General features: G+C 68.0%; 11 protein-coding genes. 10 read left to right on the plus strand and 1 reads right to left on the minus strand.

The window, feature by feature from the left end; genetic code table 11:
- Positions 1–20 precede the first annotated feature (20 nt).
- Together AC1DRO_RS17505 and AC1DRO_RS17510 are read left to right on the plus strand one after the other, a co-directional pair.
- Positions 21–2,636 carry an excinuclease ABC subunit UvrA gene (locus tag AC1DRO_RS17505; RefSeq protein WP_476951817.1) on the plus strand — a complete coding sequence of 872 codons (2,616 nt, stop codon included), beginning with the start codon at positions 21–23 and terminating at the stop codon, positions 2,634–2,636.
- Positions 2,637–2,913: 277 nt separating this feature from the next.
- The gene (locus tag AC1DRO_RS17510; RefSeq protein ID WP_476951818.1) at positions 2,914–3,564 is read left to right on the plus strand and encodes a transglycosylase family protein; all 651 of its coding nucleotides are present in this window, start codon (positions 2,914–2,916) and stop codon (positions 3,562–3,564) included.
- A gap of 174 nt (positions 3,565–3,738) precedes the next feature.
- Here the strand turns inward: AC1DRO_RS17510 and AC1DRO_RS17515 are convergent, their stop codons facing one another.
- Positions 3,739–4,266, minus strand: a complete 528-nt coding sequence (locus AC1DRO_RS17515; protein ID WP_084476203.1) for a hypothetical protein — start codon at positions 4,264–4,266, stop codon at positions 3,739–3,741.
- A 275-nt stretch (positions 4,267–4,541) separates the two neighbouring features.
- Between AC1DRO_RS17515 and AC1DRO_RS17520 the strand changes: the two genes are divergently transcribed.
- The 8 genes from AC1DRO_RS17520 to AC1DRO_RS17555 all read left to right on the plus strand — a co-directional run bounded on the left by AC1DRO_RS17520 (position 4,542) and on the right by AC1DRO_RS17555 (position 13,321).
- Positions 4,542–5,438 (plus strand): MSMEG_6728 family protein, encoded by an 897-nt coding sequence (locus tag AC1DRO_RS17520; RefSeq protein WP_476951819.1) that lies wholly within the window; start codon positions 4,542–4,544, stop codon positions 5,436–5,438.
- 127 nt (positions 5,439–5,565) lie between these two features.
- On the plus strand, positions 5,566–6,546 hold the full coding sequence (locus AC1DRO_RS17525; protein ID WP_476951820.1) for an SDR family oxidoreductase: 981 nt from the start codon (positions 5,566–5,568) through the stop codon (positions 6,544–6,546).
- Between the two features lie 38 nt (positions 6,547–6,584).
- Positions 6,585–6,974: a DUF1622 domain-containing protein gene (locus AC1DRO_RS17530; RefSeq protein WP_028277481.1), complete on the plus strand. Its 390-nt coding sequence runs from the start codon at positions 6,585–6,587 to the stop codon at positions 6,972–6,974.
- 40 nt (positions 6,975–7,014) lie between these two features.
- A complete protein-coding gene (locus AC1DRO_RS17535) occupies positions 7,015–7,803 on the plus strand; it encodes an isocitrate lyase/PEP mutase family protein (protein ID WP_476951821.1) in 789 nt (262 codons plus the stop codon).
- A 203-nt stretch (positions 7,804–8,006) separates the two neighbouring features.
- A complete protein-coding gene (locus AC1DRO_RS17540; RefSeq protein WP_476951822.1) occupies positions 8,007–8,696 on the plus strand; it encodes a YqjF family protein in 690 nt (229 codons plus the stop codon).
- A 108-nt stretch (positions 8,697–8,804) separates the two neighbouring features.
- Positions 8,805–10,574: a DUF222 domain-containing protein gene (locus tag AC1DRO_RS17545; RefSeq protein WP_476951823.1), complete on the plus strand. Its 1,770-nt coding sequence runs from the start codon at positions 8,805–8,807 to the stop codon at positions 10,572–10,574.
- Positions 10,575–10,652: 78 nt separating this feature from the next.
- A complete protein-coding gene (locus tag AC1DRO_RS17550) occupies positions 10,653–13,022 on the plus strand; it encodes an RHS repeat-associated core domain-containing protein (protein WP_476951824.1) in 2,370 nt (789 codons plus the stop codon).
- The gene (locus AC1DRO_RS17555) at positions 13,007–13,321 is read left to right on the plus strand and encodes a hypothetical protein (protein ID WP_243181544.1); all 315 of its coding nucleotides are present in this window, start codon (positions 13,007–13,009) and stop codon (positions 13,319–13,321) included. Before AC1DRO_RS17550 ends, AC1DRO_RS17555 begins: the two co-directional genes overlap by 16 nt.
- The last annotated feature ends 251 nt before the right edge of the window (positions 13,322–13,572 follow it).

The raw sequence follows: 13,572 nt of genomic DNA on the forward strand, positions 1-13,572 counted from the left end.
GAGCGGATAGAGTCGAACCAATGCAAAGTAAACAGCATGCTTCCCATTTGCCGCGCCCGGCCGGCCGGGACCTAATTCCCGATCTCGGTCCCGGCAATCCGTCGGACGGTTTTGTCCGGGTGCGCGGCGCCCGCGAGAACAACCTGCGCAACGTGGACGTAGACGTGCCCCGCGATGCAATTGTCGCCTTCACCGGCGTCTCCGGCTCCGGCAAGTCCTCCCTCGCGTTCGGCACCATCTATGCCGAGGCGCAGCGCCGCTACTTCGAGTCCGTGGCACCTTACGCCCGCCGGCTCATCCAGCAGGGGCATAACCCCAAGGTGGAAATGATTACCGGGCTGCCGCCCGCCGTCGCGCTCCAGCAGCGCCGCGGGACGCCGAGTTCGCGCTCCACGGTGGGCACCCTCACCACGCTGTCCAACTCGCTGCGCATGCTCTTCTCCCGCGCTGGCAGCTATCCAAACGACGCCGGCCAGCTGGACTCGGACGCTTTTTCGCCGAACACGGCCGCCGGCGCCTGCCCGGAGTGCCACGGCCTGGGGATCGCACACACCGTCACCGAGTCCTCCCTGGTCCCGGACACCTCGCTGAGCATCCGCGACGGCGCCATCGCCGCCTGGCCCGGGGCCTGGCAGGGCAAGAACCTGCGCGACATCCTGACCCACCTGGGCCACGACGTCGACACCCCCTGGCGGAAGCTGCCCAAAAAGGTCCGCGACTGGATCCTGTTCACCGAGGAACAGCCCGTGGTGGAGGTGACGCCCCAGCGCGACCGTGTGGCCAAGCCGTACAAGGGCCGGTTCTGGAGCGCCAAGAGCTATGTGCTGCATACGCTCGCCGATTCCAAGAGCACCACCATGCGCGAGAAGGTGCTGCGCTTCATGGAAACCGGCCCGTGCCCGGTCTGCAGCGGCAGCGGCCTGACCCCGGCCGCGCTCGCCGTCACCTTCGCCGGGCACACCATCGCCGAACTCAACGCCGTCCCCATGACCGAACTGGCGGACATCATCCGCCCCACCACGGAACTCACGGAGGCAGGGACCGCGTCCCGGAAGCAGTCCTCCGGCGAGGGCAACGAGGTGGCCGTCGCCATCACCCGCGACCTCCTGCAGCGCGTCACGGTGCTGCTGGACCTCGGCCTGGGCTACCTGGCGCTGGGCCGGTCCACGCCCACGCTCTCCCCCGGCGAAATGCAACGGCTCCGGATCGCCACCCAGCTCCGCTCCGGGCTGTTCGGCGTGATCTACGTGCTGGACGAGCCCTCCGCCGGACTGCACCCCGCCGACGCCGAGCCCCTCCTCGCAGTCCTGGACCAGCTCAAGTCCTCCGGCAACTCGGTGTTCGTGGTGGAGCACAACATGGACATCGTCCGCCGCGCCGACTGGCTGGTGGATGTCGGTCCCCGCGCCGGTGAAGGCGGCGGCGAGGTGCTCTACAGCGGCCCCGTGGCCGGTCTCGCCGAGGTGGACGCGTCCGTGACCCGGCCGTTCCTGTTCCCGGACGGTTCGGCGGGTTCGGGCGACGGCGGCGCCCGCCGCAGCGCGGGCGACGGCGGCGGTTCCCCCGCCAGCGGTACCCGGCGGGAAGCTGCCGGTTGGCTGGAACTGCGCGACATCAGCCGCCACAACCTGCGCGAACTCGACGCCGACTTCCCGCTCGGCGTGCTGACCGCGGTCACGGGCGTCTCCGGCTCCGGCAAGTCCACCCTGGTCAGCCAGGTCCTGGCCGAGGTGGTCGGCGCCAGGCTGCACCCGGAGCCGGACGCTGCCAAGGCCCCCGAGGACCTGGAGGCCGACGCCGGTGAGTCCAAGGGGCCGCTCTGTGTCGGACCGGTCTCAGGCCTCGACCAGCTGGACCGGCTCGTCAAGGTGGACCAGAAACCGATCGGCCGCACGCCGCGTTCGAACCTCGCCACATATACCGGCCTCTTCGATGCGGTCCGCAAGGAGTTCGCGGCCACGGACGAGGCCAGGGCGAGGGGCTTTGGTGCCGGCCGCTTCTCCTTCAACGTTGCCGGCGGCCGCTGCGAGACCTGCCAGGGCGAGGGCTTCGTCGCCGTCGAACTGCTGTTCCTGCCCGGCAGCTACGGCCCTTGCCCCGAGTGCCATGGCTCGCGCTACAACCCGGAAACCCTTGAAGTGACGTACAAGGGCAAGAACGTGGCGGAGGTGCTGGGCCTGACGGTCAATGCCGCCGCGGAGTTCCTCGAAGGGGTACCGGCAGCGGCGCGCAGCCTGCAAACACTGCGCGAGGTGGGCCTGGGCTATCTCCGCCTCGGCCAGCCAGCAACCGAGCTCTCCGGCGGCGAGGCCCAGCGCATCAAACTCGCCACCGAACTGCAGCGTGCCCAGCGCGGCCACTCCCTCTACCTGCTGGACGAGCCCACCACCGGCCTGCATCCGGCCGATGTCCAGCTCCTCATGGCTCAACTGCACCGGCTCGTGGACGCCGGCAACACCGTCATCGTGGTGGAACACGACATGGATGTGGTGGCCGCAGCGGACTGGGTGATCGATCTCGGCCCGGCCGGTGGCGACGCGGGCGGCGAGATCGTGGCGATCGGTACCCCGGCCGCCGTCGCGGGCTCCACAGCGAGCCGGACGGCTCCGTACCTGGCCGCAATGCTCGGAAGCTGATTCACGCGAGAAGCTGGCCGCGGGCGTCGGCGGCGGAGTCACTGCGAGCCGGATGATAACGGCAGAAGCAGGGAAAGTAACGTCTTGATAACGGCACGGGGCTGACTTAGCCTAGTGTCCATGCCCGGCAACCGGGTATTGCATGCCCGGTGCTACCACCACCAGATACTGCCCGACCGGTAGACACCGCTATGACCTCTATTGTCAGGGGCGGGCAGTGGCGCGACAACGTCCGGGGACGGACCGAGCGCTGGTGGACCTCAGGAGCATCTGAACCATGAAGAAATCAACCTATGGCACTGCCGCGCGCCGCGGCGTCACTTTTGCGGCCGTCTCAATTGCAGGCGTCGCCTTGTCCGCCTCGGCCGCGAACGCGGCCGTACCGACCACAGCCCCTGCCTCCACGTGGGACTCGCTGGCCCAATGCGAAAGTGGCGGGAATTGGGCCACCAACACAGGAAACGGATACGCGGGCGGGCTGCAATTCAGCGCCAGCACGTGGGCGGCCCATGGCGGCACGGGGTCTCCGGCCAATGCCAGCCGTGCGCAACAGATCGCCGTCGCCGAGAAAGTGCAGGCCAGCCAGGGCTGGGGCGCGTGGCCAGCCTGCGCGGCCAAGCTGGGACTGCGCGGCGGCGCCGCGGCTCCGCAGAGTGCGGCCACATCGCAACGGCCCGCCGCGACTCCCGTCGCAGCCAAGGCTCCCGCCAGGTACGCCCCCAAGGCAGCCGTGCCGGCACCCCGCCACGTTGCACCGGTAGCCGTAAGTGGCCAGACCTACACCATCCGGAGCGGCGAAACCCTGAGCACGATCGCCGGGAAGCTCAACATCGCCGGAGGCTGGCACGCGCTGGCCGACGCCAACACGGCGACGATCAGCAACCCCCATCTGGTGTTCCCGGGCCAAGTGCTGCAGCTGCCCGCATAGGGCGGTTACAGCACTTGGCGTACAGCACGACACACAGCACGACGCCGGAGCGATCCCGCAAGGGGACGCTCCGGCGTCGTGGTGGTGTTTCAGTGAGCCGAGCGGGTTGGTGGTGTTTCAGTGAGCCGAGCGGGCTCAGGCGTGCAGCTCAGGCGTGCAGCTCAGGCGTGCAGCTCAGGCGGCCTGTGGGATTTCGCGGATAATCCGCACTTTCCAGGCGGCGTCGTCGCTCGTGTCCAGCAGGGCCACCGTGCCCATGGCCAGATGCAGCGCTACCCGTTTCGCGGCGAGGAGCTCAAGGTAAAGGCTTTCGTTCATCCGGGCCGGGGCGTCAATGACGTACTTCACGGCGTCGCGGACTTTGCGGTAGTTGGCGCTCCGCTCCCGGTGAAGGTGCAATTCCAGCATCCGGCGCTGCTTGATCCTGGGCTCGTGGCGGTTCAGCCAGGACACCGCGGCGTGGACGGCTACCACCAGGGTCAGTGAGATGACGTAGATCTCCCAGCCACTCGAGAGCAGGAACAGGGGCAGGTTGGCGATCGCCACCGCGGCGATGAAGAGGCGGAGGGCCACCAGGCGCCGCATGGTGAGGGCCACTCCGGCCATAGCCGCGCGGAACCCGCGCTGCTCGTCGCGGGCGGCAACCGGATCCAGCGTGAATTCCTCCAGCACCACTATCCCGTGGGCGTCGGGGCTGAGCATTTGTCCGTACTTAGGCACGAACGGCGCCGGTGCCACACTTACTGTTGGTGGCTCTGCTAGAGATGGTCCAGCTGAATAAGGCTCTGCTTGATAGGGCTCTGCTGAATAAGGCTCTGCTGAATAAGGCATGGGCGTGTCTTCCGTGGCGGCGGGAGTGGTTCATGTTATTTTAGCGGCTCTCCAGCACGCCTGTCTGCCCCGTTCCGTCATGTGAGCACCCTCACCGGGACGCGCCAGCAATTGGCGCATTTGGTCCGTGGCCTCAAACTGGAGAGATGCAGACTTTCCTCCCCTTCCCCGATTTCCAGCAGAGCGCCGCGGTTTTGGACCGTGTGCGGCTCGGCAAGCAGCGCGTGGAAGCGCTGCAGATCCTGCGTGCGCTGGTGATCCCGGAGTACGGCTGGCAGTCGCACCCGGCGATCCGGATGTGGATGGGGTACGTTCCTGCGCTGACCATGTACGGCCTGGCCATGGTGGATGAATGGACGGCCCGCGGCGGCGAGGACACCACGCGCGAGAAGATCATGGAGTTCGCTCCGCAGGCGGCCCACCCCGACTACGCCGCCAAGATCCCGATGCCGCCATGGCTTGGCAACGCGGATTTCCACCTCAGCCACCGGTCCCGGCTGATCGCCAAGGATCCGCGGTTCTACACAGAGGTTTTCCCCGGCACGGACCCGGATCTGGAGTACATCTGGCCCGAACCGAAGCACGAGCTGGTGCCCGAGGATCCAGCCGGGGACCGTATGTGGGTTCTGCGCCTGCCCCTGGGCGACACCGAGCCCGCGCAGCTGAAGAGTGTCAGCCTGCCGCCGGTTGGCCGCAGCAAGGCCCCCGCGGACGACGACTACCAGTTCGTCTATGCCGACTCGGGCTCCCGCCGTCCCGGCAAGGTGCGCAAGCTGCCCCCGAAGCAGCTCGTCAAGAAGCCCACCCGCAAGCGCCAGAAGCAGGAAGAGGCGTTCACCACCCTGCCCGGCAACTCCGTGGTTGCCATCCCGGTCAACGACGGCGCCGCGTTCGCCGTCGGCAAGGTCCTGGGCCGCCCGATCACGGTTGATGGCCAGTTCGCACGCAACTTCCAGGTCGACGAGATCGTGGACCGCTCCGCCTTCGATTACCCTGCCCTGATGCAGGACCCGCGGGCCTTCTTCCCGATCCCGGCGAGGTAGAAAAGGGCCGCCCTGAACGACGCCGGGCGCGCCCGGGAGTCGGGTCGGATACTTCAGCCGCACTTGGAGCTCCAAGATTTTCTCAAGCCTGTCCGTGGCCCTTCCCGAAGGCTGGCAGACTGGCTTCATGACTGTTCTGCTGGCCGGTTGCGGCGATCTTGGCACCGAGGCCGGGCTGCGTTTCGCGGCGGCTGGCCACCGCGTGGTGGGATGGCGCCGCTCACCGGAGAAACTCCCGGCCGCCATCGAAGGAGTCGCCGCTGACCTGGGCTCCGCTGAGCTGCCGCCCATCCCGGCGGACACCACCGCCGTCGTCGTCGCGATTGCCGCGGATTCCCCGACCAAGGAGGCGTACCGTGCCGCCTACGTGGACGGGTTGTCGAACGTTCTGGACGCGGTCCTCGTCTCCAGGGCAAACGTCCGCCGGGTCCTGTTTGTATCCTCGACCGCCGTCTACGGAGATGCCGGCGGCGGCTGGATTGATGAACGCACGACGCCGGAACCCGGCGGGTTCTCGGGCCGCATCATCCGCGAAGCAGAGGAACTCCTCCACAGCCGCCTGCGCGGCACCGGCATCACCCCCGTAGTGCTGCGGCTCGGCGGAATCTACGGCCCCGGCCGGACGCGATTGATCGATCAGGTGCGCGGCGGATCGGCGGTCATTCCTGCCGCGTCGCGTTTCACCAACCGGATCCACCGCGACGACGCCGCCGCCGCGATCGTCCATCTGTGCACCATGGGCACGCTTCCGGCGGCCGTCTATCTGGGCGTGGACAATGAACCGGCCGAACTCGGCGATGTGCTGGAATTCCTGGCCGCGGAACTGGGACTCCCTGCGCCGGCGGCAGAGTCCACTGGTGCCGCGGGTGCGGCGGCGGGCGGTGCCGCGGGTGCGGCGSCGGGCGGCACCACCGGCGCTTCGGCGCCGGGCGGCACCACCGGCGCTTCGGCGTCGGGCGGCAAAGCGGCGGGCGGCGAACCCTCGCGGGGCGGAAATAAGCGGGCCAGCAACGGGCTGCTCCGCAGCACCGGTTTCGAGTTTCAGTACCCGAGTTTCCGAGAAGGCTACCGAGCCGTTCTCGCCGGTGTCGGCGTCCGCCACCCTTAAATTTTGAATCTCACCGCCCACTTTCTCCGAGGGGAACAATGGATCTTCAGCACATTATCGAGACGGCCGGCCGATTCATGGACTTCGCCGGCGTGGCCGTCATGGTAATCGGCGCCCTCGTGTCCATCCCCATGGCGCTGCGCGGATTCCAGCCGGAACGCCTGCCGGCGGGCTCCGCGCCGCTCTCCGTCTACCGCTCCTACCGGCAACTGCTGGGACGCTCCATCCTCCTCGGGCTCGAACTGCTCGTGGCGGCCGACATCATCCGATCCGTCGCCGTCACGCCGACCTTCGAGGGCGTCGGCGTGCTGGCCATTATTGTGCTCATCCGGACCTTCCTTAGCTTCTCGCTCGAGCTGGAAATCACCGGACGCTGGCCCTGGCAGACTCGGCGCCAGGGTTCCTCTGATTCCTCCGCGGCTGGCTGAAACCCTTCCGGGTGGCGCGGAGCCCGGCTAGGCTCGCGGCATGACAGACACCGCGCGTTCTCTTGCCCCCAAAGCCACCGAACTGCTCCGTCTCCACCACGCACCGGAAATTCTCCAGCTCGTCAACGTCTGGGACGCGATCACGGCGAGGGTGGTTGCCGGCGTTCCGGGGACTAAGGCATTGGCCACGGCCAGCCACTCCATCGCTGCGTCGCGCGGGTACGAAGACGGCGAGAAAATCCCGGTGGACGAAATGATCGCCGCCGTCGGGGTGATTGCCGCCGCCACGCCGCTGCCCGTCAGCGCTGATCTCGAAGCGGGCTACGGCAACCCCGGCGAGACTGTACGCAAGGCGATTGGCGTCGGCGCTGTCGGCGCCAACATCGAGGACCAGATGCGCCCGCTCGCCGACGCCGTTGAACAGATGAGCGCTGTAATCCGCGCCGCCGAGGCCGAGGGCATCGACTTTGTCCTCAACGCCCGCACGGACGCCTTCCTGAAGGGCAAGGACCGGGACCCTTCTGCGGTGCTTGCGGACGCCATTGAGCGCGGCCGGGCCTTCCTCGACGTCGGTGCGACCACGGTGTTCGTGCCGGGCCTGCTGGACGAGCCGACTGTCACCGCGTTGGTGGAAGGCATTGGGTGGAACAAGGTCTCGGTCATCAATGTGCCCGGATCCCTGGCACCGGCCACATTGCAGGAACTTGGCGTGGCGCGCATTTCCTACGGCCCGTGGACCCAGCGCGTGGCGCTGACAGCGTTGGCCGATGCGACGGCGGCAGTATTGGCCGGCGGAGCCCTTCCGGAGGGCACCCGGGCACTGAACTGACCCTGCTTCCGCGAACCTTTGCCGATGCCAAGTGACTCCGCCGGCCGACCGATTCTCATGATGCCGACCGGCTCGTACACTGCCGACCGAACACCCTGCCGACGGAAGTCCCGCCAGCCGAACACCCTGCCGACCGAAGGGAGCTGATCCGATTGGGCGGTGATCCTTGGCCGGCTGCACCCGAGCTTCCGGCGCCAATCATCATGGACCAGCGGTGGCTGGATGCCGTCTTCCTGCACTGGCGCATTCCTGATGCAGTGGCGGCGCGGTTCATGCCACCGGGCGTCGCGCCGGATGTGTTCGACAGGTCAGCGTGGGTGGGGCTAATCGGCTTTCGTATGCAGGGTGCCGGAGTCGGTCGCGGTCCCGGCATCCCCTATTTCGGAAGCTTCAACGAGATCAACGTGCGCCTCTACTCCCGCGAGCCGGACGGCACCCGTGGTGTCGTTTTCCGCAGCCTGGATGCCTCACGCTTGGCGGTGGTGCTGGCCGCGCGGGCGGCCGGGATACCTTATGTGTGGTCGCGGGCGAGTTACGTGGGCGCCGATGGGTTTGCCGGATCGGCGTCGGCGGGGTATTCCGTGCGGCGCTTTCGAGGCGGCACCCGGAGCGATTTCTCGGTCGTCCCAGAGCCCGACGTCGCCGCCACCGACGCGCTGTCGATCCACCTCACGGCCCGGTTCGGTCTGCATTCACGGTTCAGGGGCAGGACCATCTATGTGCCCAACACGCACAGTGCATGGCCGCTGTACCGCGCGCGGCTGATCGGCCTTGAGGACCAACTGGTGCGCGCCGCGGGAATCGAAGTGGCCGGGCAGCCCGAATCCGTACTCTTCTCGCCCGGAGTTCACACGCAGTTTGGCTGGCCACGGGTCCTGCACAGCACGATGTGAGACCTGCCTGATCGCCCGTCGGTCCGCGGGCACGTGGCACCGCGGGGACAGAGTGATCACGCATGGTGCCCTCCTAATATTGTCGGAGCCCTCAAATAGACTCGAGCCATGGAAGCCGTCAGGGATTTCATCAGGGATTTCACCGCCTGCGGGGACGAGACCCAGGGCACGGACCGGGGTGCAGCCCCGGTCGGGCAACCCGGTATGGACGACGCCCTGACCGCGCTGCGGGCGGTGGGTTCGACGGCGGTGGAGGATGCGGGGTCGTGGGGCTTCCGGGCCGCGTCGGACTTCGCCGGACAGGTGGAGGAGTTCTCCCGCACGGTGGAGTATCTGCAGCTCGTCGCGGCCGCCGCCGTGGACCGGACCAGGAAGCAGTCCGCCGCCGCGGGCACGGGGGCTGTAGCGGGGGCGGTCACCGCGTGGACCACCGGCTGGCGTGAGAGCCCCGCCGGATGGCAGACCGGCGCACCCGGCACCGCGGAACCCGCCGGCACTTCCTTGGCCTCGGATCCCTCCGGCACCTCCTTGTCCTCGGCTCCCTCCGGCACGTCTGTTGCGGCGGCGCCCGCCGGCACGTCTGTTGCGGCGGCGCCCGCCGGAACCCCTGGAACGGGTGAGCCGGCGGTGCCGGAATCGGTGCTGGATGACGGGTACCGGAACACGGTGGAGTTCCTGCGGGCGCGGCTGCGGATCGGCGCCGCGGAGGCCAGGCGCCGGCTCGGCCTGGCCGACACACTGCTGCCCCGGCAGGGACTCGGCGGCCGGCCCATGSCGCCCGTRCACCCGGAGCTCGGAGCCGCCGTCGCGGCCGGCGAGGTCGCGTCCCGGGCCGCGACCGTCATCACGCTCGCCCTGGACCGGGTCCGGCACRSCTGCCTCCCGGAGGCCGCGGCGGCGATGGAGCACGCCCTGACCCGCACCGCGGCCGAGAACGACGGCGACTTCCTGGCCCGGATCGCCCGCCGGTGGGCCGAGGCGCTGGACCAGGACGGCGCCGAACCCTCCGAGGAACTGCTCCGCCAACTCCAGGGCGCCTTCCTCCGCAAACCCCGGCACGGCCTGCAGCACCTGGAAATCTTCGCCACCACGGACCAGTTCGAACACCTGATCACCGTGATGAACACCGCCACCAACCCCCGCACCGGCGAAGGCACCAGCGAGGGCACCGCCACCGGCAACACGGCGCAGGCCGGACCGGGCGACGGGTCCGAAGCGGCCGACGAGCCCGGCCCGTCTGACGAGCCCGCCACGGCCGAACAGCACGCCGCGCTGCCGTCCCTGGACCTCCGCTCCCGGCCCCAACGACTGCTCGACGGCTTGGTCGGCGCGTGCAAGGCAGCCCTCGCCGCCGGGGGGCTGCCCGCCACGGGCGGGCTCCGGCCCCAGGTCATGGCCACCATCGATTACCGGGACCTGCTCACCCGGCTCGGGACGACCGGCTCCGAAAACGGGGCCACGGGATCTCTGCTGTTCACCGGCCCCGTCACCGCCGGCACCATCCGCAAAATGGCCTGCGACGCGGACATCATCCCGGTCGTCTTCGGCGGCGAGGGCCAGGTCCTGGACATCGGCCGGGCCTCCCGCGTCTTCCCGCCGCACATCCGCAAGGCCATCACGGCCCGGGACCGGGGCTGCGCCTTCCCGCAATGCACGATCCCGGCCCCCTGGTGCGAGGCCCACCACATCACCTACTGGTCCCGCGGCGGAACCACCGGAACCGGCAACGGAACCCTGCTCTGCTCCCATCACCACCACGTGATCCACAAGGAACACTGGAGCATCCAGATGCGCACCGGAATCCCCTGGTTCATCCCGCCACCCCACCTCGACCCAGCCCGGACACCCCGACGGAACACCTACTTCCGCCTGGAGTGACCCCGTGGCCGCCGCGTGACAGAAGCCCTGACGGCCGGGTGACCGTGTGGGTCGAACGGCAGCGGCCCGGACGGCCGGGTGGGTGACCGTGGAGGTCGAACGGCAGCGGCCGGACGGCCGGGTGACCGTGGAGGTCGAACGGCAGCGGCCCACACCACCACCTGGACGTACGATTCGGCCGGCCGGGAATCCTCCACCTCGGTCGACGGGAAACTCCTGGCCGCCGTCGAACGCGACGTGATCCGCCGCCGCGTGATTATTACCGATTACACGGGCGCCGACGGGCTGGCGGTGGAGCACAGACTCGAATATGACCGGCGCGGTCAGCTGACCTCCCGCACCCGCGGCGGCCGGGGAATGTCGTGGGAGTACGACGCCGACGGGAACCGCACCGGATTCACCGACGCGCACGGCACCACCACCACCTACATCCGGGATGCTGCGGGCCGGGTGACCGCCGTCAGGAACCCCCGGCTCGGGGAGGCCATGTTCACCCACGACGCCTCGGGGCGTATCACCTCCGCCACCGCCGGGGACCTCGTCCAGGAATGGGCCTACCGCTACGGCAGCCTGTCCGAGCACAGCCGCACCGACCGCAACGATCTTCTCTCGGCCGATGCCACACTGATCGGCCGGGACGGGGACGGCCGGATCACGGCCCTGACCCGCGCCGGTGCCGTGACCCGCTACGGCTACGACGGGGCCGGGCAGATGGTCTCGGCCGCCACCACCAGGAGCGGGGACCCGGAGGATTCCGCTCCGGCTTCCGTCTCGGAGTGGGTATACGACGCCGGCGGGCGCCCGATCCGCGAATCCACCCCGGCCGGCTCCCGGACCAACGAGTACGACGCCGCGGGGCAACTCCTTGCCGTCACGGACGCGGACGGGTCCCGGACGGAGTACGTCCACGACGGGCTGGGGCGCCGAACCCGGCTGATACTCCCGGACGGGTCCTGGACCGAGTACGCATGGGGCCAGACCGGCCACCTGAAGAGCGCGGCCGACCGCACCCCCGACGGCATGGAAACCTCCCGGCATGAGCTGTGGGTGGACGCACTCGGCGAACTCGCTGCCATCGATGGGTCAGAACTGTGGTGGGACACCTCCAGCCCGGTCCCCACCCTGGCCGGCTTTGACGGTGAACAGGTCCTTTCGCTGCCTGGTGGTGTCACCGGGATCGGCGAGGCCTGGACGGCGCCGGGCTGGCGCGCAGCCCGCCCCACCGACCAGACCGATCCCTGGGCAGTCATCGGCGCGCCGTCAATCCCGGACCCGGGTCCGGGCGGCACGCCCGGTGCTGGGGCCGCCGGCTGGGGAGCTGTGCCGGGGCTTGCCGGTGAGCTGCCCGCCGGGATCACCCTGACCGGCAACGGCGGCCTGGACATCGCGGGCCTGGAATGGCTCGGTGCCAGGGCGTATGACCCGGCCACCCGTGGCTTCCTCTCCACCGACCCCCTTTCCCCCGTCCTCGGCGCGGGCTGGGACGGAAACCCCTACGCCTACGCCGGCAACAACCCTCTGAACACCACAGACCCCACCGGGCTGCGTCCGCTGACGGATGACGAGCTGAAGGCATACGACGGCTCCAGCCGGGGAGCGTTCGCCGCGGCCGGGAACTGGGTCAAAGACAACTGGGAATACGTCGTCGGCGGCCTGGCCGTTGTGGGCGGGGCGGCGTTGATGTTCGTCCCCGGCGGCCAGGTCGCAGGCTTGGGGCTGATGAGCTTCGGCGCCGACGTCGTGATCCAGAAAGCAACCACCGGGGAAGTCAACTGGGGCCAGGCCGCGATCTCCGGTGGCCTTGGAATGGTAGGCGGCGGTGTGGGAATGATGGCGGGCAAGCTCGTCAACAACCCCGTGGTGCGCATGGCCGTGGAAAATGGCGTTGACGGGGCGATCAGCGGGGCAGGCGGCTACCTCACCGGGCCAGGGCCCCACACTCCGACGGGGTTCATACGGGCTACCGTAATTAGCACTGGGACCGGAGCCCTACCCATCGGTGGTCGCGCGGGTAAAGTCGATGTCCCACCCTCGGCGACCACCAAACTCGGAGACCTGCCCCCGACGCTGGAAGGAATGCGTGGTAATCCAGCCGCGAACTTTACAGACGGAGCCTACAAATCTAGGTACCTTAGCGAAGATACAATTTTGTACAGGGGCGGAGAAGCCGGAAATCCGTGGGGTCGCTGGTGGTCCGAGGACGCACCGATCAGTGTCGAGCAAGTTAGAAATGACAAAGCGGTGTTGCCTGAGTGGCCTGGCGGCGGCAAGAGCCCCATCGATAGCGCTTTCATGGCTAGGTTCCCAGCCGGAACTGCTGTGCACGAAGGGATGACCGCACCGCAGACCGGATTGGATGGCACGATTTATCCAGGCGGAACTCCCCAAGTCTATATTCCAGACGCAAGGACCGCGGGAGAAATTCTCAAAGAATGGAAATTGGATTAAACATGGGCACTGATATAGATACTCTGACACTCGATATGCTCAGGTTTGCGAGTCTGCTGAGAATTATGGAGCTCGCCAAACTAGCTCAGAATTACGAAGATCTCGCGGTAAAACTTCGAGCTGATTCGTCAACTAAGGCTGTGGACGAGGCGCGAGAGTGGGTCTTTGGGAGCTTTGGGCAGGGCAGCGGCAGCCTCAGCGACCGATACGTTTACAAGAACGGATCAGTCGATGATGTTCTCAACGCTGAATACGAAGAACTTCTTCAAAAGCTCACCGATTTTGCTAATGGCAGTTAGAAACTGCTCGGGAATTATGTGCTTACCGATGCTGGATCTGAAATTCGACTAGCTCCTCCAATCTGGTCCTCCCGCGTCGTGCAGTAGAAGCCTTCGCTCGTCAGCCCGCGACGCACTTCGTCCCGCACCGGATCCGCAACATGCAGCCTCCGAGCACCATAGCGCGTGTGGGGTGCCGCCTTTCGAGGTGGCACCGTCGGCTTCGGTGGCGACCAACTGCAAAGCGGACTCGGATGGTGAGCAATGCAGGC

Source organism: Arthrobacter sp. P4_F11 (genome assembly GCF_056401395.1).

Bases quoted from the DNA above. Each gene is read 5' to 3' on its own strand.
- AC1DRO_RS17505 (WP_476951817.1), top strand. From the start codon at position 21: ATGCAAAGTAAACAGCATGCTTCCCATTTGCCGCGCCCGGCCGGCCGG.
- AC1DRO_RS17510 (WP_476951818.1), top strand. From the start codon at position 2,914: ATGAAGAAATCAACCTATGGCACTGCCGCGCGCCGCGGCGTCACTTTT.
- AC1DRO_RS17515 (WP_084476203.1), bottom strand. From the start codon at position 4,266: ATGCTCAGCCCCGACGCCCACGGGATAGTGGTGCTGGAGGAATTCACG.
- AC1DRO_RS17520 (WP_476951819.1), top strand. From the start codon at position 4,542: ATGCAGACTTTCCTCCCCTTCCCCGATTTCCAGCAGAGCGCCGCGGTT.
- AC1DRO_RS17530 (WP_028277481.1), top strand. From the start codon at position 6,585: ATGGATCTTCAGCACATTATCGAGACGGCCGGCCGATTCATGGACTTC.
- AC1DRO_RS17535 (WP_476951821.1), top strand. From the start codon at position 7,015: ATGACAGACACCGCGCGTTCTCTTGCCCCCAAAGCCACCGAACTGCTC.
- AC1DRO_RS17540 (WP_476951822.1), top strand. From the start codon at position 8,007: ATGGACCAGCGGTGGCTGGATGCCGTCTTCCTGCACTGGCGCATTCCT.
- AC1DRO_RS17555 (WP_243181544.1), top strand. From the start codon at position 13,007: ATGGAAATTGGATTAAACATGGGCACTGATATAGATACTCTGACACTC.